General features: G+C 56.3%; 17 protein-coding genes and 1 pseudogene. 3 read left to right on the top strand and 15 right to left on the bottom strand.

The features are described from left to right. Positions 1-101 precede the first annotated feature (101 nt). From ABIC80_RS12375 to ABIC80_RS12325, 11 genes and pseudogenes are all read right to left on the bottom strand, one after another. On the bottom strand, positions 102-335 hold the full coding sequence (locus ABIC80_RS12375) for a YgdI/YgdR family lipoprotein (protein WP_429177361.1): 234 nt from the start codon (positions 333-335) through the stop codon (positions 102-104). Between the two features lie 226 nt (positions 336-561). Continuing rightward, positions 562-3,786 (bottom strand): carbamoyl-phosphate synthase large subunit, encoded by a 3,225-nt coding sequence (carB, locus tag ABIC80_RS12370; RefSeq protein WP_094419334.1) that lies wholly within the window; start codon positions 3,784-3,786, stop codon positions 562-564. Positions 3,787-3,803: 17 nt separating this feature from the next. Continuing rightward, entirely contained in the window at positions 3,804-4,952 is a 1,149-nt protein-coding gene (gene carA / locus ABIC80_RS12365) for a glutamine-hydrolyzing carbamoyl-phosphate synthase small subunit (protein ID WP_429177359.1), read from the bottom strand. Between the two features lie 455 nt (positions 4,953-5,407). After that, complete coding sequence (gene dapB, locus ABIC80_RS12360; RefSeq protein WP_429177357.1) at positions 5,408-6,229, bottom strand: 4-hydroxy-tetrahydrodipicolinate reductase; 822 nt, start codon at positions 6,227-6,229, stop codon at positions 5,408-5,410. 153 nt (positions 6,230-6,382) lie between these two features. Then, positions 6,383-7,297, bottom strand: a complete 915-nt coding sequence (gene rihC, locus ABIC80_RS12355; protein WP_429177355.1) for a ribonucleoside hydrolase RihC — start codon at positions 7,295-7,297, stop codon at positions 6,383-6,385. A gap of 75 nt (positions 7,298-7,372) precedes the next feature. After that, positions 7,373-8,323, bottom strand: coding sequence for a 4-hydroxy-3-methylbut-2-enyl diphosphate reductase (gene ispH, locus ABIC80_RS12350; protein WP_076768916.1), 951 nt, complete (start codon positions 8,321-8,323; stop codon positions 7,373-7,375). Next, positions 8,304-8,774, bottom strand: coding sequence for an FKBP-type peptidyl-prolyl cis-trans isomerase (gene fkpB, locus ABIC80_RS12345; protein WP_023480425.1), 471 nt, complete (start codon positions 8,772-8,774; stop codon positions 8,304-8,306). The genes ispH and fkpB overlap by 20 nt, the downstream gene beginning before the upstream one ends. 106 nt (positions 8,775-8,880) lie before the next feature. After that, positions 8,881-9,381: a signal peptidase II gene (lspA, locus tag ABIC80_RS12340; RefSeq protein ID WP_200134214.1), complete on the bottom strand. Its 501-nt coding sequence runs from the start codon at positions 9,379-9,381 to the stop codon at positions 8,881-8,883. After that, positions 9,381-12,197: an isoleucine--tRNA ligase gene (ileS, locus tag ABIC80_RS12335; protein ID WP_094419330.1), complete on the bottom strand. Its 2,817-nt coding sequence runs from the start codon at positions 12,195-12,197 to the stop codon at positions 9,381-9,383. The genes lspA and ileS overlap by 1 nt, the downstream gene beginning before the upstream one ends. Before the next feature lie 45 nt (positions 12,198-12,242). Beyond that, a complete protein-coding gene (gene ribF / locus ABIC80_RS12330; protein WP_429177353.1) occupies positions 12,243-13,184 on the bottom strand; it encodes a bifunctional riboflavin kinase/FAD synthetase in 942 nt (313 codons plus the stop codon). A gap of 141 nt (positions 13,185-13,325) precedes the next feature. Further along, positions 13,326-13,422: pseudogene (locus ABIC80_RS12325) on the bottom strand (hypothetical protein); the annotation flags it as partial. Between the two features lie 89 nt (positions 13,423-13,511). On the opposite strand from ABIC80_RS12325, the gene rpsT reads away from it, so the two are divergent. Continuing rightward, positions 13,512-13,775, top strand: coding sequence for a 30S ribosomal protein S20 (gene rpsT, locus ABIC80_RS12320; RefSeq protein ID WP_023480327.1), 264 nt, complete (start codon positions 13,512-13,514; stop codon positions 13,773-13,775). Positions 13,776-13,823: 48 nt separating this feature from the next. On the opposite strand, the gene nhaR is transcribed toward rpsT, so the two are convergent. The 4 genes from nhaR to dnaK all read right to left on the bottom strand — a co-directional run bounded on the left by nhaR (position 13,824) and on the right by dnaK (position 19,230). Further along, complete coding sequence (gene nhaR, locus ABIC80_RS12315) at positions 13,824-14,723, bottom strand: transcriptional activator NhaR (RefSeq protein WP_094419329.1); 900 nt, start codon at positions 14,721-14,723, stop codon at positions 13,824-13,826. Between the two features lie 20 nt (positions 14,724-14,743). Then, complete coding sequence (gene nhaA / locus ABIC80_RS12310) at positions 14,744-15,910, bottom strand: Na+/H+ antiporter NhaA (RefSeq protein ID WP_429177351.1); 1,167 nt, start codon at positions 15,908-15,910, stop codon at positions 14,744-14,746. A gap of 166 nt (positions 15,911-16,076) precedes the next feature. Further along, positions 16,077-17,219 (bottom strand): molecular chaperone DnaJ, encoded by a 1,143-nt coding sequence (gene dnaJ / locus ABIC80_RS12305; RefSeq protein WP_023480326.1) that lies wholly within the window; start codon positions 17,217-17,219, stop codon positions 16,077-16,079. Between the two features lie 85 nt (positions 17,220-17,304). Then, positions 17,305-19,230, bottom strand: coding sequence for a molecular chaperone DnaK (dnaK, locus tag ABIC80_RS12300; protein WP_124969893.1), 1,926 nt, complete (start codon positions 19,228-19,230; stop codon positions 17,305-17,307). A 298-nt stretch (positions 19,231-19,528) separates the two neighbouring features. On the opposite strand from dnaK, the gene satP reads away from it, so the two are divergent. Then, entirely contained in the window at positions 19,529-20,095 is a 567-nt protein-coding gene (gene satP, locus ABIC80_RS12295; RefSeq protein ID WP_076768923.1) for an acetate uptake transporter, read from the top strand. A 129-nt stretch (positions 20,096-20,224) separates the two neighbouring features. Beyond that, on the top strand, positions 20,225-21,643 hold the full coding sequence (locus tag ABIC80_RS12290) for a hypothetical protein (protein WP_429177349.1): 1,419 nt from the start codon (positions 20,225-20,227) through the stop codon (positions 21,641-21,643). Positions 21,644-21,666: the final 23 nt, after the last annotated feature.

Below are 21,666 nucleotides of genomic sequence, written 5' to 3'. Positions count from 1 at the left end.
AGTGTAGACAGTTAATCGATTGGCTAACAGTGGCAATCTGTAGGGAAATTCAGAGGGGGGTCGTGCGGCGGCGAAAGCCACCGCACGCTAAGCGTGGCGGATTAGTTATCCAGCTCGCTCATTCCTTTAACCTGGTCACGGTTGATCTGCTGCGTTTTACCGGTTTCGGCATTTTTAATGGAGACCATACCGGTATCTTTGTCTACCTGCGGCTTGCCGTCGGTAACGATAGTTTTGCCATCGGTCGTCTCTACAGCCTGGTTTGAAGAACAACCGGTAACGGTGAACAGCGCAGCGGCAGTCATTACGGATGTGAGCAGAAGTTTAGTTTTCATGGTTCTCTCCCTGTTTTGCAGTCAATTTTAAGCTTCTTGGGAGTAAGTGTAGGGTAACTCGCTGAGGGATGAGGAAAATACAGAACACTCTGAAGGTGGGTAAATGCAGGTAGGATCGCGTAGGCCTGATAAGCGAAGCGCCATCAGGCATTATTGCCGGATGGCGGCAACGCCTTATCCGGCCTACAAATACAAAAAATTCGGGCCGGTAAACCGGCCCGCTCTGTTACTTGTTGATCTGCGCGTGCATCTCCTGCACGGAGGTCACCTTCTCGGTGGCGTCGGCATTCAGCGCCATCGCGGTGGCGAAGCCGCCGTTCAGGGTGGTGTCGTAATGCACCTTGTACTGCAGCGCGCTGCGGCGAATCAGTTTTGAATCCTCAATCGCCTGGCGACCTGCGGTGGTGTTGATGATGTAGGTGTATTCGCCATTCTTAATACGATCCTGAATGTGCGGACGCCCTTCATGCACCTTGTTCACCAGGCGCGGGTTGATGCCTGCTTCGCCGAGCACAATCGCTGTGCCGTGGGTAGCATCCAGCTCAAAGCCCTGCTTCAGCAGCTTAGCGGCGAGGTCAACAACGCGCTCTTTATCCCCTTCGCGCACCGACAGCAGCGCACGACCACGCTTCTGCATGGTGGAGTTGCTGCCGAGTTGCGCTTTGGCAAACGCTTCAGCGAAGGTGCGACCAACGCCCATCACTTCCCCGGTCGAGCGCATCTCTGGCCCTAACAGCGGGTCAACGCCCGGGAATTTGTTGAACGGCAGCACCACCTCTTTCACCGAGTAGTACGGCGGGATAATTTCGCTTGTGTGCCCCTGCGCAGCCAGAGTCTGGCCGGTCATCACGCGCGCCGCCACTTTCGCCAGCGGAACGCCCGTCGCTTTTGAAACAAACGGTACGGTACGCGCCGCACGCGGGTTCACTTCAATCAGGTAGACGTCGTTATCTTTCACTGCGAACTGCACGTTCATCAGACCGCGCACCTGCAACTCAAACGCCAGTTTCTGCACCTGCTGGCGCATCACATCCTGAATCTCCTGGCTGAGCGTATAGGCTGGCAGTGAACAGGCGGAGTCACCGGAGTGAACACCTGCCTGCTCGATATGCTCCATGATGCCGCCAATCAGCACGCTTTCGCCGTCGCAAATCGCGTCGACGTCCACTTCTACTGCGTCATCAAGGAATTTATCCAGCAGCACCGGCGCATCGTTGGAGACGCTGACTGCGGTCATAAAGTAGCGACGCAGGTCGACTTCGTCGTAGACAATCTCCATTGCGCGGCCACCCAGCACATAGGAGGGACGCACCACCAGCGGATAGGTGATCTCTTTGGCCTTCTCAACCGCCTGCTCCAGCGCCGTGACCGTGGCGTTAGCCGGTTGCAGCAGCTTCAGGCGCTCTACCGCCTGCTGGAAACGTTCGCGGTCTTCTGCGCGGTCAATTGCATCCGGGCTGGTGCCAATAATCGGTACGCCCGCTGCTTCCAGTTCGCGCGCCAGTTTCAGCGGCGTCTGGCCACCGTACTGAACAATCACGCCCTTCGGCTTCTCGATACGCACGATTTCCAGCACATCTTCCAGCGTTACCGGCTCGAAGTAGAGGCGGTCGGAGGTGTCGTAATCGGTGGAGACGGTCTCCGGGTTACAGTTGACCATAATGGTCTCGTAACCATCTTCGCGCAGCGCCAGCGAGGCGTGGACGCAGCAGTAGTCAAACTCGATACCCTGGCCAATACGGTTTGGCCCCCCGCCGAGCACCATGATTTTTTCGCGATCCTGGTTCGGGTTCGCTTCGCACTCCTCTTCATAAGTGGAGTACATATAGGCGGTGTCGGTAGCGAATTCCGCGGCGCAGGTATCAACGCGTTTGTAGACCGGGTGCAGGTTGTACTGGTCGCGCAGCTTGCGGATCTCCGCTTCGCGCACGCCAACCAGCGTCGCCAGACGCGCATCGGCGAAGCCTTTGCGTTTCAGCTGGCGCAGGAAGTCGGCATTCAGGCCGTTAATGCCCTGCGCGGCGACCTGCTCTTCCAGACGCACCAGCTCCTCAATCTGCACCAGGAACCAGCGGTCGATATTGGTCAGGTTGAAAACGCCATCGACGGAAAGGCCAGCGCGGAAAGCGTCAGCGATGTACCAGATACGATCCGCGCCCGCATCTTTCAGCTCGCGGCGGATTTTGGTCAGCGCTTCCGGATCCTCAAGGCTTACTTTCGGGTCGAAGCCGGTGGCGCCTACTTCGAGGCCGCGCAGCGCTTTTTGCAGCGACTCCTGCTGGGTGCGGCCAATCGCCATCACTTCACCAACGGATTTCATCTGCGTGGTCAGGCGATCGTTAGCGCCAACAAATTTTTCGAAGTTGAAGCGCGGAATTTTGGTGACGACATAGTCGATAGAGGGTTCGAACGATGCCGGGGTACGCCCGCCGGTAATATCGTTCATCAGCTCATCCAGCGTGTAGCCTACCGCCAGTTTCGCCGCCACTTTCGCAATCGGGAAGCCGGTCGCTTTTGAGGCCAGCGCCGAGGAGCGTGACACGCGCGGGTTCATTTCGATAACAATCAGACGGCCGTTTTTCGGGTTGACCGCGAACTGCACGTTGGAGCCGCCGGTCTCCACACCGATTTCACGCAGTACCGCCATCGAGGCGTTACGCATGATTTGGTACTCTTTGTCGGTCAGGGTCTGCGCCGGGGCCACGGTGATGGAGTCACCGGTATGGATGCCCATGGCGTCGAAGTTTTCAATCGAGCAGACGATGATGCAGTTGTCATTCTTATCGCGCACCACCTCCATCTCATACTCTTTCCAGCCAATCAGCGACTCATCAATCAGCAACTCTTTGGTCGGAGAGAGGTCGAGGCCGCGGGCGCAAATCTCTTCAAACTCTTCGCGGTTATAGGCGATGCCGCCGCCGGTGCCGCCCATGGTAAAGGAGGGGCGGATAATGCACGGGTAGCCGACGTCAGCCGCCACGGCCAGCGCTTCGTCCATGGTGTGCGCAATACCGGAACGCGCGGTATCGAGGCCGATTTTCTTCATCGCGATATCGAAACGGCGGCGATCTTCCGCTTTATCAATCGCATCTGCGGTAGCGCCAATCATCGTCACGCCGAACTCTTCCAGCACGCCCTGGCGCTCAAGCTCCAGCGCGCAGTTGAGCGCGGTCTGGCCGCCCATTGTCGGCAGCACCGCGTCCGGGCGCTCTTTCTCGATGATTTTGCGCACCACTTCCCAGTGGATTGGCTCGATATAGGTGGCGTCCGCCATTTCCGGGTCGGTCATGATGGTTGCCGGGTTGGAGTTCACCAGGATTACGCGGTAACCCTCTTCGCGCAGCGCTTTACACGCCTGCGCGCCGGAGTAGTCGAATTCACACGCCTGGCCGATAACAATCGGGCCAGCGCCAAGGATCAGGATGCTTTTTAGGTCTGTACGTTTTGGCATGGCTCTTTTTCTCCTGATTATTTGGCGGTATGACGATACTGCTCAATCAATTCAATAAAGTGGTCAAACAGCGGCGCGGCGTCGTGCGGGCCTGGGCTGGCTTCCGGGTGGCCCTGGAAGCTGAAGGCCGGCTTATCGGTGCGGTGAATGCCCTGCAGCGTGCCGTCGAACAGCGATTTGTGCGTGACGCGCAGGTTGGCAGGCATGGAAGCCTCGTCGACGGCAAAGCCGTGGTTCTGCGCGGTGATCATCACCGTATTGTTGTCGATATCTTTTACCGGGTGGTTGCCGCCGTGGTGACCAAACTTCATCTTCACGGTTTTCGCACCGCTCGCCAGCGCCAGCAGCTGGTGTCCGAGGCAGATGCCGAACACCGGGATGTCGGTTTCCAGGAACGCTTTAATCGCGTCGATGGCGTAATCGCACGGTGCCGGGTCGCCGGGGCCGTTAGAGAGGAAGATACCGTCCGGATTCATTTTCAGTACTTCTGCGGCCGGGGTTTGTGCAGGAACTACCGTCAGGCGGCAGCCGCGATCCACCAGCATACGCAGAATGTTGCGTTTCGCGCCGTAATCATAGGCCACAACGTGGTAAGGCAGTTCGCTCTCTTGTTTCGCTTCCGGCAGTTCGTCCGCCAGCGTCCAGCTGCCCTGCGTCCAGCTATAGCTCTCCTGAGTCGCCACCTCTTTCGCCAGATCCATCCCGTTCAGCCCCGGGAAGGCTTTCGCTTTCTCCAGCGCCACGGTCTCGTCGAGGTTTTCGCCCGCGATAATGCAGCCGTTCTGTGCGCCTTTTTCGCGCAGCAGGCGGGTCAGCTTGCGGGTATCGATATCGGCAATCGCCACGATGTTATGGCGTTTCAGGTAGGAAGAGAGATCTTCAGTGCTGCGGTAGTTGCTGGCAATCAGCGGCAGGTCGCGAATCACCAGACCCTGCGCATGCACCTGAGAGGACTCTTCGTCAGCCGCGTTGGTGCCGACATTGCCAATATGAGGATAAGTAAGAGTCACGATTTGGCGGGAATAGGAAGGATCAGTGAGGATTTCTTGATAACCGGTCATTGAAGTATTGAAAACGACTTCCCCAACCGCCGTGCCCGTTGCCCCTATGGCCCGACCGTAAAACTGGGTTCCGTCTTCCAGAACCAATAGCGCTGACTTAATCAAAACACCCTCCAGAGAATATTCACTCACTTTATTTGCATATTAATTCATATCAGGATGATGAATCAATGCAAATTTGCTGGCCGTGGATTTTTGGCAAACGGCGGCATTCTGGAGAGATGCGGGATAAAAGTCAACTTATGAGGCCTGTTTTTCTTTCTCTTTTACGCCACTGCCTGCTTTTACAGGGTTTAAGAGATAAAAAAAGAAGATAAGCAGAGTCGGGAAAACGCTTGCGCGGGAAGAAAATTGTATCTGAGTGGTGGCCGGAGTGAAAAACCAGACCAAATGGTCAAAATTTACATTTTAGAAACAAAAAATCACTCATAAAGCGTGTAATTTAGCGGCTTGAAAGGAAAAATCATTTATACATGGCAAAATAAAAGGGCAATAAATTATTGCCCTTTGCAATCAATCTATTATGACTGCAACAACCACATCACGAAGGGTAAAAACGCTTATAGATTGTTGAGATCGAGGACATCACGCATATCAAAAAGACCGTTTTCTTTATCTTTTAGCCATGAAGCGGAACGCACCGCGCCATTAGCGAAGGTCATGCGGCTTGACGCTTTATGCGTAATCTCGACACGCTCGCCAATATCGGCGAACATCGCCGTATGTTCGCCGACGATATCCCCGGCGCGAACCGTAGCAAAGCCAATGGTGCCAGGAACACGCTCACCGGTATGGCCTTCACGCGAATAAACCGCGCACTCTTTTAACTCTTTATTCAGTGAGCTGGCGATCGCTTCCCCCATCGCCAGCGCCGTGCCTGACGGTGCATCCACTTTATAGCGGTGGTGCGCTTCAATAATTTCAATGTCGGTATAGTCGCCCATCACCTTCGCCGCTTTCTCCAGCAGCTTCAGCATGACGTTTACGCCAACGCTAAAGTTAGCGGCAAAGACGATAGCAATCTCCTGTGCCGCGTCGCTGATGGCCTGCTTGCCCGCGTCATCAAAACCGGTGGTGCCGATCACCATGGCTTTATGGTGCTGAAGGCAAAAGGCGAGATGGTGCAGCGTCCCTTCCGGGCGGGTGAAATCGATAAAGACATCGAAATCATCTTTCACTGCCTCAAGGCTGCTCTGCACCGTGACACCGCTTTTACCCGCGCCTGCGAGTTCGCCCGCATCGCTTCCCAGCAGAGATGAACCTTCCCGCTCCAGCGCTGCACCAAGGGCCACGCCCTCCATAGCCAGCGCCGCCTGAATCAGCTGTCGGCCCATACGACCGCCAGCGCCCGCGATGGCTACGCGGATTGCTGCATCATGCATAGTTGTGCTCTTTTGTTAATTAAATGCGTAAAAATCGTTTCCAGATTAACCAGCCCATCGCTGAGCCACCAGCCGAAAACGTCGATAATTAGAAATTAATGATATACACCAGCAAATATCAGTAAAAGGCATGACAAGAGCCTGGCTTCGTTATTAAGGTGCCAGCGCCAGCACCCCGGCGAACCATGTACGAAAACCCTCAACATCCATATCCAGCGCTACCTGCGCATTAGCGGGCATCCCCAGCTTGCCGTCGATATCCACCACCGTCGCGCCCGTAGTGAACTGCCCCTGCGTCTCAACCGCCACAAAGCAGGGTTTGAGGGTAAAGAGATCCGGGCGGACCAGGTAAGCGATAGCGCAGAGATCGTGCATGCGCTGCCCGGTCGCCATGCTGCCGCTGCGGTAGTGGCTGAAAAGCGCATGCAACATTTTGCCGGTGCGGTTAAGGGTGGGAAGCGTGGCCAGAAACGCGGGCGCAAGGGTTGCGTGGTTGGTGACATCCAGGCCGCACATGACGATATCCAGCCCGCTGGCAAAAACGCGCGCCGCGGCGTCGGGATCGACGGCGATATTAAATTCGGCGCTCGGCGTAAAGTTACCGCGCCCGGCGGAGCCGCCCATCATCACCAGCCGACGGATGTTGAACTGGCACTCCGGGTAGTGGGTAAGCAGCAGCGCGATATTGGTCAGCGGGCCGATGGTCACCAGCGTCATGGGTTCAGGCGAGGCCAGCAGCATTTCGCGGATCGCCTGAAAAGCCGGGGTCGCCAGCGGCTGGCGTGCATGTTCAATAAAGTCGTAGCCATCCAGCCCCGATTCGCCATGCACATTTGCCGCGCTGTAAAGCGGGCGCAGCAAGGGCGTGGCGGCGCCCTGCGCCAGCGGGACATCTGCGTTCCAGAAGTGAAGCAGTTGCAGCGCGTTGCGGGTGGTTTTCTCCAGCGAAACATTACCGGCAACAGTGGTGATCAGTTTCAGATCGCACTCAGGTGCGAACAGCGCGGCGGCAATCGCCACGGCGTCGTCAATACCGGGATCGGTGTCGAGAATGATTGGCAGACCCATAGCCCCTCCACGAAAAATGGTCAAAAAAAATGCCAGACTCAGTCTGGCATCTTCGCATAACCCTCGGGAAAAAGGTTACTCGACTTCGCGAACCTCGACCCGCAGCTCTTTTGGCACTTCGAAGACGATATTCTCTTCGCGCCCTTCAAGCGGGATGGCCTCGCCGCCGCCCAGCTCCTGCAGGCGGGTAATCACGTTCTGCACCAGAATATCTGGCGCGGACGCGCCAGCGGTAACGCCGACACAGGCAATACCCTGAACCCAGCGCTCCTGGATATCAGAGGCATCATCAATCAGATAGGCCGCTTTGCCCATCCGCTGCGCCAGCTCGGCGAGCCGGTTGGAGTTGGAGGAGTTTTTGGAGCCCACCACCAGCACCACTTCCGCCTGTTCAGCCAGTGCGCGCACCGCTTCCTGACGGTTGGTGGTGGCGTAGCAGATATCATCTTTACGCGGCCCGACGATCTGCGGGAAACGCACGCGCAGGGCGTCAATGACATCAGAAGTATCGTCGACGGAGAGCGTGGTCTGGGTCATAAACGAGAGTTTGCCCGGATCTTTGATCTCAAGCGTCGCTACATCGTCCGGCGACTCAACCAGGTACATGCCCCCTTTCGGGTTGCTGTACTGACCCATAGTGCCTTCCACTTCCGGGTGACCGGCGTGACCAATCAGGATCGCCTCTTCGCCACGTCGGCTGGCGCGTGCCACTTCCATATGCACTTTTGTGACCAATGGACAGGTGGCATCGAAGACCGTTAAATCACGGCTTTTCGCTTCGTTGCGCACCGCTTGTGAAACGCCGTGCGCCGAGAAGATCAGGATCGCGCCGTCCGGCACTTCGCTTATCTGCTCAATAAAGATGGCGCCGCGCTCGCGCAGGCTGTCGACCACGTAGCGGTTGTGCACCACTTCGTGACGCACGTAAATCGGCGCGCCGTAGATCGCCAGCGCGTTTTCAACAATGCTGATAGCGCGGTCAACGCCAGCGCAAAAACCGCGCGGGTTAGCCAACAGGATCTGCATTTGTCTCCTCCAGTGCCGGATCGACTTCCAGCACATCGATATCAAAGTGGACGGTTCTGCCCGCCAGCGGATGGTTGAAATCGACGGTAATCGAATCACCGTTGATTTCACGGATCACGCCGGGCATTTCGCTGCCATCCATTGCGGTAAAGAGCATAATCGCGCCGATTTCAGGCTCGCCGGCGTCCATAAATTCACGGCGCGAGAAGTACTGGATCAGGTCCGGGCTCGGCGTGCCGAAAGCGGCATCCGGCTCAAGGGAAAAGACCTTTTTCTCCCCGGCCTTCAGGCCAAGCAGATGTTGCTCCAGCCCTTCGGAAAGGGAACCGTCGCCAAGGCGAAACAGCGCCGGCTTACCGTTGTTGCGTGTGGATTCGGCAAGTGAACCATCTTCGAGCTTGAGCGTGAAGTGCACCAGCACTGCGCTGTCGCTCTGTACGGATTTAGACATGCAGGTTGCTCTTATGTGATAGCGAATGTAGGACCCGGGCTATATTGCATGCCGGATGGCGCTACGCTTATCCGGCTTAATAACCGGGCCTACAACGCTTTATGGCTTACGCCTGTTTTTTCACTGCGGCGGAGGGTAAAAACCCTTCCAGCACGATCAGCGCCGCGCCGATACAGATTGCAGTATCGGCAAGGTTAAAGGTAGCAAAATGCCAGTCGCCCACATAAAAATCGATCATATCGACGACAAAGCCATGCCACAGACGGTCGAACAAGTTACCGAGCGCGCCGCCAATAATCAGCGCATAGGCGATGTTATTCAGCTTTTGCGACGCTTTAGCGCGGTACATCAGCACCGACAGCACCACGCAGATACCGATAGCGATACCCGCGAAGAACCAGCGTTGCCAGCCGCCACTGTCGGCGAGGAAGCTGAATGCCGCCCCATAGTTACGCGCATAGTGCAGGTTTAACGACGGGAACAGAGAGACCGTCTCCCCCAGAGCGAAGTTCTGGAGGATCAGGTATTTACTGCCCAGATCGATAATCAGCACCGCCACGACCAGCCATAGCCAGCGCAGCCCTGTTGAAAAGATCGGTTTACTCATCAGGCAAACTTACGTTTTTCGCCGTCACCGGCGACGTTGCTAACACAGCGTCCGCAAATTTCTGCGTGTTCCGCCACCTGACCGACATCATGGGTGTAATGCCAGCAACGCGGGCACTTCTCACCATCGGCTTTACTCAGCGCTACTTTCAGCCCTTTGAGCAGTTCGCTCTGCTGTGCATCCGCAGACGCGCTGGCATAATCCTCAACCTGTGCGCCTGAGGTCAACAGGACAAATCGCAATTCATCGCCCAGCGCCGTCAGTTTCGCCGCCAGCTCCGGCTGCGCGAACAGCGTCACCGTCGCTTCAAGGGAGCCGCCCACTTTCTTATCGGCACGCGCCTGCTCGATCACCTTGTTGACTTCGCCACGCACTTTCAGCAGCTCGGCCCAGTAGGCATCGTTCATCGCTTCGCTGTCCGCGAGACCAAACAGGCCTTCGTACCACTCGCCGGTGAAGACATACTTCTCGCGATCGCCCGGCAGGTAGCCCCAGATCTCATCCGCAGTGAAGGACATGATCGGTGCCATCCAGCGCACCAGCGCTTCACAGATGTGATAGAGGGCGCTCTGGCAGCTAAGACGCGCGCGGCTGTCCGCTTTCGCGGTGTACTGGCGGTCTTTAATGATGTCGAGATAGAAGGAGCCCATCTCCACGGAGCAGAAGCGCATCAGGCGCTGCACCACTTCATGGAAGTCGTAGGATTCGTAGGCTTTCAGGATATCTTCCTGCGCCGCTTTCGCGCAGCCGACAGCCCAGCGATCCAGCACCACCATATCTTCCGGTTTCACCATATCTTTCGCCGGATCGAAACCGTTAAGGTTCGCCAGCAGGAAGCGCGCGGTGTTACGGATACGACGATAGCTATCGGCGGCACGCTTGAGGATCTCGTCGGAAACGGCGATTTCACCGGTGTAATCCGTTGATGCCACCCACAGACGCAGAATATCCGCGCCGAGTTTGTTCATCACATCCTGCGGCGAAACGGTGTTGCCGATCGATTTCGACATCTTGCGGCCCTGGCCGTCAACGGTGAAACCGTGGGTCAGCACCTGACGATAAGGCGCTTTGCCCTTCATCGCTGTCGAGATCATCAGGGAGGACATAAACCAGCCGCGATGCTGATCCGAACCTTCCAGATACATGTCTGCTGCGTTGCCTGCAAACTCCGGGCGAACGTCGACGACGGAAGCATGGGTTGAACCGGAGTCAAACCAGACATCCAGCGTATCCGGCACTTTGACATAGCTGTCGGCGTCATCGCCGAGGATGTCGCGCGGGTCGAGATCCCACCAGGCCTGAATGCCGTCAACTTCAACGCGTTTTGCTACCTCTTCCATCAGCTCCAGCGTACGCGGGTGCAGCTCTTCGCTATCTTTATGGACGAACAGCGACATCGGCACGCCCCAGGTGCGCTGACGGGAGATACACCAGTCAGGGCGGTTAGCGACCATCGATTCGATACGCGCCTGGCCCCAGTCCGGGATCCACTGCACGCCTTTGATCTCCTGCAGCGACTGCGCGCGCAGCCCTTTTTGATCCATGCTGACGAACCACTGCGGCGTAGCGCGGAAGATGATCGGCGACTTGTGACGCCAGCAGCACGGATAGCTGTGCTGCATCTTCTCGACGTGCAGCAGCGCGCCTTTCTCGGTCAGCAGCGCCACGATGATGTCGTTTGCTTTGAAGACGTTAATGCCGTCCAGCGTCGGGTAGGTGCCCGGCAGATAGCGACCGTCCGGGCCAACCGGGTTGGCAATTTCCAGACCGTACTTCTGGCTGATGGTGTAGTCGTCCGGGCCGTGACCACCGGCGGTATGCACCGCACCGGTACCCGCTTCCAGCGTAACGTGATCGCCAAGGATCGCCGGCACGTCGAAATCGAGGAATGGGTGTTTGAAGCGCATCAGCTCAAGCTCAGCGCCGTTGACCGTAGCCAGCACGCGATAATCGCTGATGCCGGTGCGTTTCATCACGCTCTCAACCAGATCTTTTGCCAGGATCACCGCCTGACCGTCAACCTGCACCAGCGCGTACTCAAACTCCGGAGAGAGGGAGATAGCGCGGTTAGCAGGGAGTGTCCACGGTGTGGTGGTCCAGATAACCAGCGAAACCGGGCCGTTAACAGAATCAACGCCGAATTTCGCTTTCGCCGCCTGCTGATCGACGGCCTGGAAGGCGACATCGATAGAAGGTGAGGTTTTGTCGTAATACTCAACTTCCGCTTCCGCCAGCGCAGAACGGCAGTCGACGCACCAGTGCACCGGTTTAGCCCCTTTCAGCAGGTGGCCGTTACCGATGATTTTGCCCAGCGCGCGGATGATATTGGCTTCGGTTTTGAAGTCCATGGTCAGGTAAGGGTGCGACCAGTCGCCGAGCACGCCCAGACGGATAAAGTCTTTGCGCTGCCCGTCTACCTGCGTGGCGGCATATTCACGGCACTTAGCGCGGAACTCGGCGGCGGTAAACTTCTCGCCCGGTTTGCCGTACTCCTGCTCGACTTTGAGTTCGATCGGCAGACCGTGGCAATCCCAACCCGGAACGTAAGGCGAGTCATAACCTGCGAGCCCTTTGGACTTCACAATAATGTCTTTCAGAATCTTGTTAACCGAGTGACCAATATGAATGCTGCCATTCGCATATGGAGGGCCATCATGCAGAATGAAGGTTTTTTTGCCTTTTTTCGCCGCACGGATGATGCCGTAGAGGTCATCATCAGTCCAACGCGCCAGCATTCCCGGTTCGCGTTTGGCGAGATCGCCACGCATTGGGAACCCTGTTTCCGGCAAATTCAGGGTAGATTTATAGTCACTCATTAGATTCTCGGTTCCGTATTTCGGTTTGATTAATACCACCAGGCCTTAAGAAGCCGGTTTAGATAGCCCAAAAAACTCACGGGCCGCTACCTCATCTCGGGCGATTTGCGCCTTCAGTTCATCGAGGGAAGCAAAGCGCTGTTCGTTACGTATTTTTTTACGCAGTACTACGTCTATATGGCGACCATAAAGGTCTATTGCAACATCCAGCAGGTGCACTTCCAGCTGTTGGCGAATACCTGCCACCGTCGGACGGGTACCAATATTGGCAACGCCCGGCAGCAGCGTGTCGCCGAGACCCGCGACTTCAACCGCGTAGACCCCTTTTACCGGGGAGACCTGGCGACGCAGCGGCACATTCGCCGTTGGAAAACCGATGGTGCGCCCCAGCGCATCGCCGTGGACAACGCGCCCGGAGATGCTGAACGGGCGGCCAAGCAGATTCTCGGCAAGCGCCAGGTCGTCGTTCGCCAGCGCCTGGCGAATCGCGGTGCTGCTCACCCGCACGCCGCCTTCGCAGAAGGTTTGCGTACTGGTGACGTCAAAGCCATATTTCTCACCGGCCTTCTGTAATAACAAGAAATCCCCCTGGCGACCAGCGCCAAAACGGAAATCGTCACCGACTGCGAGAAATTTCACACCGAGGCGGTCAACCAGCAGGTCGCTGACAAAGGTTTGTGCGGTCAGCGCCGCAAAACGCCTGTCGAAGCGCAGGCAGAGAACATACTCCACGCCGCACTCGGCCAGCCAGCGAAGCTTCTCGCGCAGACGCGTCAGCCGCGCGGGGGATTTTTCCCCGGCGAACAGCTCCAGCGGCTGCGGTTCAAAAATCATCACCACCACCGGCAGGCCACGCGCGCGCCCTTCTGCGCCCAGCCCCTGTAGCAACGCCTGATGACCGCGATGTACGCCGTCGAAATTACCAATAGTCAGCACACACCCGTGCGGTGCATGACTGAGGTTATGTATGCCGCGTATCAGCTTCATGTCTGGCTCAAAACAGTGAAAATCGTCGGATTATACCTTGTACAGCGGGCAACGTTAACCGGCGATTGCCTTATCGCGCCAGATAAGGAGAGGCTTTTCATCAGGCTGCCGCTGGCTGTGGTGAGAATCTGCCGTTATGCACGATTTTTCTGGTGGAAAAGCTGTATTCGCGACACGCAAGCTGTTAGAATCCTGCGCCATCACTACGTAACGAGCGTCGTTGCTTAACGGCGCTTATTTGCACAAATCCATTGACAAAAGAAGGCTAAAAGGGCATATTCCCCGGCCTTTGAATTGTCCATAAAGATCATATTTGGGAGTTGGACCTTGGCTAATATCAAATCAGCTAAGAAGCGCGCCGTTCAGTCTGAAAAGGCTCGCAAGCACAACGCTAGCCGTCGCTCAATGATGCGTACTTTCGTTAAGAAAGTATACGCAGCTATTGAAGCTGGCGACAAAGCCGCTGCGCAGAATGCATTTAACGAAATGCAACCGATCGTGGATCGTCAGGCCGCTAAAGGTCTGATCCACAAAAACAAAGCAGCGCGTCATAAGGCTAACCTGACCGCGCGTATCAACAGCCTGGCTTAATCGCTTCGCTGTTCGCTTTGTAAAAAAAACCCGCTTCGGCGGGTTTTTTCATTTCTGGCGGAGCGCGAAGAGCGCTGAATAATCGCGATTGCAGATGCGCTGCACCGCCGGATGCTGGATCATCCGTTCAGCAAAAATCGCGTGATACTCCTCCTGCACATTGTCGAGCCGACCGATCTCCACCATGCGCGCATCGGCATAGAAGTCGTCGCCATACGAGGTCGGCGCAACAAAAATGGCGTCATGTTTCGCGCCAAAGGCCTTCATCAGCGCAGCATCATCAAACTCGCCGAGGATCTCCACCTGCAGGTTCTGCACATGAAACCAGTTCATTAACTTGCGGCCGAGCATTGAGCGGCGACCGGGAATTAATAACCGACGCGTTTCAAGGCAGGCGGGAAACGGCAGAACGGGCACCGGGCCGCTGCTCCAGAAGCTGACGCTGCATTCGCCAATCTTCACCGAAAAGAGCCCCTCCTGCTGCGCAGAGTCGATGGGGCAGTCCGAGATAATCATATCGAGCTTATGCTGGCTTAACTGCTCCAGCAGCAGCTCGTGCGTCGATTCAAAGCAGCGCAGGTGAATCGGCTCGCCCTCCTGCACGGCGGCATCAAGGATACCGCTCACCAGCCGCTTTGAGAGCGCATCCGCCACGCCGACATCAAACAGCAGGTTCGCCTCTTTGCGGTAGTTGATGATATCGAGCATCTCCTGGCTTAAGGCGAACATCTTATCCGCATAGCGAAACACCAGCTGACCCAGTTCGGTAGCTTCCAGCCCCCGCCCTTTACGTTTAAAGAGCTTGCCCTGTAGCCGCTCCTCCAGCGCTTTGATCTGCCCGGTGATGGTCTGCGGCGTTAAGTAAAGCGCCTCCGCCGCACCAACGACGGAGCCTTCCCGGTAGACATGCCAGAAGTAGTACAGATGGTTGTAATTGATATATGACATGGCGCTTTACCTTTTGGTGACTACGCCGTGCGGATAAGGCGCGTACGCAGCAGGCAGTAACCCGCCACGGCCGAGATAACCGAGCCGGTGAGAATGCCCAGTTTGCTCCAGGCGATCATATCGGCATGCGCATCACCAAAGGCGAGTGACGAGATAAAGATCGACATGGTAAAGCCGATACCGCACAGCACACCGACCGCCATAATCTGTTTGAACACCGCGCCATGCGGCAGCTTCGCCAGTTTCAAACGCAGCGCCAGCCAGCAGAAGAGCGAAATACCGAGCGGTTTACCGATCACCAGACCAGCAATAATCCCCAACGGCAGTACATCCGTCAGGCCGGAGAGCGACATACCGATAAGAGGAACCCCGGCATTGGCAAAAGCAAACAGCGGCAGAATAAGCCAGGCGACCCACGGGCTAATCGCATCACTCAGCTGATGTAACGGCGATACGCCATTCTCTTTTTTCAGCGGCACAAAGAAACCGACGATAACACCCGCAAGCGTGGCATGAACCCCGGATTTCAGCACCGCCGTCCACAGCACGACGCCCACTAACATATAGAGACCGATGCGGCGCACATTGAGTGCGTTCATGATTGCCAGCACGGCGATAGCGGTGGCGGCAACGCCCAGCGCCAGAGTCGAGAGATCGCTGGTGTAGAACAGTGCAATAATCACAATCGCGCCGAGATCGTCAATGATCGCCAGCGCCATCAGAAACACCTTCAGTACCGGCGGGACGCGATTACCTAACAGCGCCAGCACGCCAAGGGCAAAGGCAATATCGGTCGCGGTAGGAATGGCCCAACCGTGGCTTGCCAGCGGGTTATGACCATTAAACAGCAGGAAGATCAGCGCGGGTGCAACCATTCCACCCAGCGCGGCAATCACCGGGAATACCGCCTGCTGACGGCTGGCGAGCGTCCCCTCTACCAGTTCATACTTCACTTCCAGACCGACCATCAGGAAAAAGATCGCCATCAGCGCATCGTTAATCCACAACAGCATGTCTTTATTGATCTCAAGCGAGCCGACTTTCAGCTGGACTGGGGTCTGTAAAAACGAGCTGTAAATCTCCTGCGTCACGCCGAGGTTCGCGCAGAGCATGGCCAGCGCGGCGGCACAAATCAGCACGATGCCACCTGAGGCATCGCTATTTAAAAAACGGTGCAAAAACTTCATCGGATTCTCCCACTCCCTGTAACGTCGTGGCGGCTATCTTACTCCTCGTCACTCTTCGTTAAAAACAGATTATTATTGCTTATCAACTCTGTTTTCCCGAGGTATGCGAGCGGGCAAAAAAAAACCCGGCAGCGCCGGGTTGATAAAGAGAGGTGATGCGAAACGCTTAGCGCGTCAGATCGTCGAAGAATTTTTTCACGCCGTCGAAGAAGCTTTTGGAGCGCGGGCTGTTATTTTCCCCGGTCGGGCCACCAAAACTATCCTGCAGATCCTGCAGCAGCTGTTTCTGCTTCTCGTTCAGGCCGACCGGCGTCTCTACGACCACGCGGCACAGCAGATCGCCCTGCGCGCCACCGCGCACGGATTTCACGCCTTTACCGCGCATGCGGAACAGCTTGCCGGTCTGGGTTTCGCTCGGCACTTTCAGCTTCACGCGACCATCCAGCGTCGGCACTTCGATTTCGCCGCCCAGCGCCGCCATGGCAAAGTTGATCGGCACTTCGCAGTAGAGGTTATTGCCTTCACGCTCGAAGATCGGGTGCTGTTTCACCTGCACCTGAACGTAGAGATCGCCTGCCGGCGCGCCGTGCTCGCCCGCTTCGCCTTCGCCGCTCAGACGAATACGATCGCCGGTATCCACCCCTGCCGGGATCTTCACGGAGAGGGTTTTGGATTTCTCAACGCGACCGTGGCCGTGACATTTGTTGCACGGATCTTTAATCAGCGTACCGCGGCCCTGACAGTGCGGACAGGTCTGCTGTACGGCAAAGAAGCCCTGGCGCATCTGCACCTGGCCGGAGCCATGACAGGTCGGACAGGTCTGCGGCTGAGTACCCGCTTTTGCGCCGCTGCCGTGGCAGATGTCGCACTCTTCCAGCGTCGGGATGCGGATCTCTTTCGTGACGCCGCGTACCGCTTCTTCCAGCGTCAGCTCCATGGTGTAACGCAGATCGGAACCACGCGCCGCGCGTTGACGACCGCGACCGCCGCCGAAGATGTCGCCAAAGACATCGCCAAAGATGTCGCTAAAGTCGGCACCGCCGCCAAAGCCGCCGCCGCCGTATCCACCGCCACCGCCGCCCTGCTCAAAGGCCGCATGACCGTACTGATCGTACGCCGCGCGTTTCTGGGGATCGGTCAGGACCTTATAGGCTTCGTTGATCTCTTTGAATTTGCTTTCGGCCTCTTTATCGCCCTGGTTGCGGTCCGGGTGAAATTTCATGGCCAGGCGTCGGTACGCCTTTTTGATCTCAGACTCTTCGGCCGTTTTCGACACACCGAGAATCTCGTAATAATCTTGCTTCGCCATCGGTTTATCTGCCCCTTAACATACGAGCACGGGCGTGGAGAAAACTCCGACGCCCGTGCTGGTTATCTACCCTGCATAAGGGCGATTACTTTTTGTCTTTAACTTCTTCGAACTCGGCGTCAACCACGTCGTCATCTTTCGCCGCGTTGGCGTTGTTCGCAGAAGCATCAGCGCCGCCTGCCTGCTGCTGTGCGTGCTGCTGCTGGGCGATTTCCATCAGTTTCTGGGAAACCTGTGCCAGCGCCTGCATTTTCGCGTCGATGGCCGCTTTGTCTTCGCCTTTCAGCGCGGTTTCCAGCTCGCTCAGCGCGGACTCGATTGCAGTTTTGTCTTCAGCCGGCAGTTGGTCGCCTGCTTCTTCAACCTGCTTACGGGTGCTGTGCAGCAGATGATCGCCCTGGTTACGGGTCTGTACCAGCTCTTCGAACTTACGGTCAGACTCGGCGTTCGCTTCCGCGTCACGCACCATTTTCTGGATTTCATCCTCGTTCAGACCAGATGAAGCCTTGATGGTGATCTTCTGCTCACGGTTGGTATTCTTGTCTTTCGCAGAGACGTGCAGAATACCATCGGCGTCGATATCGAAGGTGACTTCGATCTGCGGCATGCCGCGCGGTGCCGGGTTGATACCGTCGAGGTTGAACTGGCCCAGCGATTTGTTATCGGAGGCGCGTTTACGCTCACCCTGCAGCACGTGGATGGTTACCGCAGACTGGTTGTCTTCCGCAGTAGAGAACACCTGACTGTGCTTGGTCGGGATAGTGGTGTTTTTGTTGATCAGCGGAGTCATCACGCCGCCCATGGTTTCGATACCCAGCGACAGCGGGGTAACGTCCAGCAGCAGAACGTCTTTAACTTCACCGGTCAGAACGCCGCCCTGAACCGCAGCACCGATAGCTACTGCTTCATCCGGGTTCACATCTTTACGCGGATCTTTGCCGAAGAACTCAGCCACTTTTTTCTGCACCATCGGCATACGGGTCTGGCCACCGACCAGGATCACGTCGTTGATGTCAGAAACGGAGAGGCCCGCATCCTGCAGCGCAACTTTCAGCGGCTCGATAGAACGGCTTACCAGGTCTTCAACCAGGCTTTCCAGTTTCGCGCGAGTCACTTTGATGTTCATGTGTTTCGGACCGGTCGCGTCTGCGGTGATGTACGGCAGGTTCACGTCGGTCTGCTGTGCAGAAGAGAGCTCGATTTTCGCCTTCTCTGCCGCTTCTTTCAGGCGCTGCATCGCCAGCGGATCGTTGCGCAGATCGATACCCTGATCTTTCTTGAACTCTTCCACCAGGTAGTTGATCAGACGGCTGTCGAAGTCTTCACCACCGAGGTGGGTGTCACCGTTGGTCGCCAGTACTTCGAAGGTTTTTTCGCCGTCAACATCGTCGATTTCGATGATGGAGATATCGAAGGTACCGCCGCCCAGGTCGTATACCGCGATAGTGCGGTTGCCGGTCTCTTTATCCAGACCGTAAGCCAGCGCAGCCGCTGTCGGTTCGTTGATAATACGTTTTACTTCCAGGCCCGCGATACGGCCGGCGTCTTTGGTCGCCTGACGCTGCGCATCGTTAAAGTAAGCCGGAACGGTGATAACCGCTTCAGTTACCGGTTCACCCAGGTAATCTTCCGCCGTTTTCTTCATTTTTTTCAGCACTTCAGCAGAGATCTGCGGCGGTGCCATTTTGTTGCCTTTCACATCAATCCAGGCGTCGCCGTTGTCGGCTGCCATGATTTTGTAAGGCATGATAGATACGTCACGCTGGACTTCTTCGTCCTGGAAGCGACGGCCAATCAGGCGCTTGATCGCAAACAGCGTGTTTTGCGGGTTCGTCACTGCCTGACGTTTAGCCGGCTGACCTACCAGAGTCTCGCCATCCTGTGTGTACGCAATTACGGAAGGCGTGGTGCGATCGCCCTCAGCGTTCTCAAGCACGCGCGCCTGAGCCCCATCCATGATGGCTACACAAGAGTTGGTTGTCCCAAGGTCGATACCAATAATTTTACCCATCTAAACGTCTCCACTAAAAATTCGTCATCAGCTGGTTGTGAACCTGTAATAAGGGCAAACCTCACGGTTTCAACTGCCCTGTATTGATTTTTTTGCAAGCCCACAAAATGCGGTTGACTACAAGATGGGGTCGCCGCGCCGCGCATCAAGGGGGAGACAATAAAAAAATTTTTAATTTCCACCTGTTCAGATCATAGACAGGCCGGATGGCGCTATTTATGATGCCGCGCCCCGCTTGCAGAAAACGCCCGCGGGGTAATTATTTCTCCCCTTTATCAATTGATTCTTTTGAGGAATTATGGGCAACACTAAGTTGGCTAATCCGGCTCCGCTGGGCTTAATGGGCTTCGGCATGACCACTATTCTGCTTAACCTGCACAATATTGGTCTATTCCCGATGGATGTCATTATCCTGGCCATGGGCATTTTCTATGGTGGTATCGCACAAATTTTTGCCGGCCTGCTTGAGTATAAAAAAGGCAACACCTTCGGCTTAACGGCTTTTACCTCTTACGGTTCTTTCTGGTTGACGCTGGTAGCGATTCTGCTGTTCCCGAAAATGGGGCTGACAGAGGCGACCAACGGCCACTTCCTCGGCGTCTATTTAGCCATCTGGGGCGTCTTTACCCTGTTTATGTTCTTCGGCACGCTGAAAAGCGCGCGCATGCTGCAGTTTGTCTTCCTGAGCCTGACGGTGCTGTTTGCGCTGCTGGCGGTGGGACATCTGGCGGATAACGAAAACATCGTTCATATCGCGGGCTGGATTGGCCTCGTCTGCGGTGCCAGCGCGATCTACCTGGCGATGGGCGAGGTGCTGAACGAGCAGTTTGGCCGCACCGTGCTGCCGATTGGCGAAAAAGCCTGATTCCTTGCTCCCCTAAAATGCGAAGCCGGGCTTCGCATTTTTTTCGCGTTACTACCCATTCTGGCGTTATCCCGCCTGGCCATTTTCCGTTAACGTAGCGCCCACCCCTGCTACTGTGAAGAATTCACCATGACTCGCCTCACCACCCTTTCGCTGGCGCTGCTTTTACCGCTCCAGACGCTTGCTTCACCTGGCCCCGTTACGGATATCACGCTGCAATCGGCTAATGCCTTTGGCCCACATGATGGTCAGAATATTACGGCTCTTTATCGCGCCACCACTGCATCAACGCCACAGAACACCAGGATATGGCTGAATGTGGATTGCACCACGCACGCCAAAAACCTGTTAATTACCGAAGTTGCCACCGGCACGCCTCATGAAGTACGCGCCTTTGGTGCAGGCTCTATCAACCGCTATGTGCCTGGCGTCGCCCTTTCAGCCGAGGGGGAAGCGATGTTCAGCGGTAATGCGAAGCTGGATGTCTGCGGGCTAAAGCTACCGCCACCGGCGTGGCGGCTCTTATCTGCGGCAGATAAAGAGGGCGACTGGCAGGCCGTGGACGTTAACAACAGCATTCGCGATGGCGACATACTTCGGCTGCGGTTCGGCACCGATTATGGACAGATTCATCGTGACGCCAAATATGGTGCGCCTTACGCCATGAAAATTCAGGATATTCGCTTCTATTGCCAGAGCGGAAACGGCACGCCGCTCAACGCTTACTGGCTGGATGAGCACGATCGGTTAACCCTCCAGCAAGCGCCCTCCTCTGACGTCACGCCGCTTACTGAAGATCAGCTGGCTGCGGGCAAAGCGCTTTGCGCCGTGAAGGATATTCGCCAGTTCACCGGCCAAGGTCCGTTAACGACACGGAAGAAAACATTAGCGGCAAATCAGCCCACGCCGCCCGATTTCTCCGGTAACGATCCTTCGCTATTGGGCGAGGCAACCTTGCCGCAAGAGGTCGAAAAGCGTGTACAACTGGCGGTTGGCTCTCCTGAGCAGCGCCCTGCTTTTCGCCATTTGCGCTACAAACAGAATGCCGATAGTTCTATGCCGACGATTTTCCGTATCGATACGCAGCCGGACGGTACGACCTTAACGCTCAAAACGGCACCGTTGGCTAATATCGCCTTCTATTTTCAGGATCAGAGTCTGTTTAACCTTGTCGAGTTGAAAAGCGTGGAGTCGATGGCAGTAACGCCTGCTGTGACGCAAACCCTTGAGAGCGATATTGCGCTGCCGCCCGTAGCCGGTGGGCATTTTCAGTGGCGCGTGCAGCAACAGGTTGCGAAAAAAGCGCAACAGGTGACAAAGAGCCAGACCTGTAAAGCTGACGCGCAGTGGCAAGAGGCCACCACCCTTAACCCGCGGTTCAGCGGCCGCCTGCTGGAGTTTACCTGTACCGACGATCGCGGTGACGGGAGAGCGATGAGCAGCGACTATGCCTGGCTGGAGGCATTACGGATATTTATTCGTATCGGTTATCACGAAGAGGGTAAGAAAGTCCGCTTCGCGCTAAGCGACGTGGAGATTGAGCAATAAAAAACGGAGCCTTCAGGCTCCGT

The sequence above is a fragment of the Kosakonia sp. 1610 genome (genome assembly GCF_050435845.1).
GTDB lineage: Bacteria > Pseudomonadota > Gammaproteobacteria > Enterobacterales > Enterobacteriaceae > Kosakonia > Kosakonia cowanii.
This window is presented reverse-complemented; position numbering and strand designations above follow the sequence as displayed.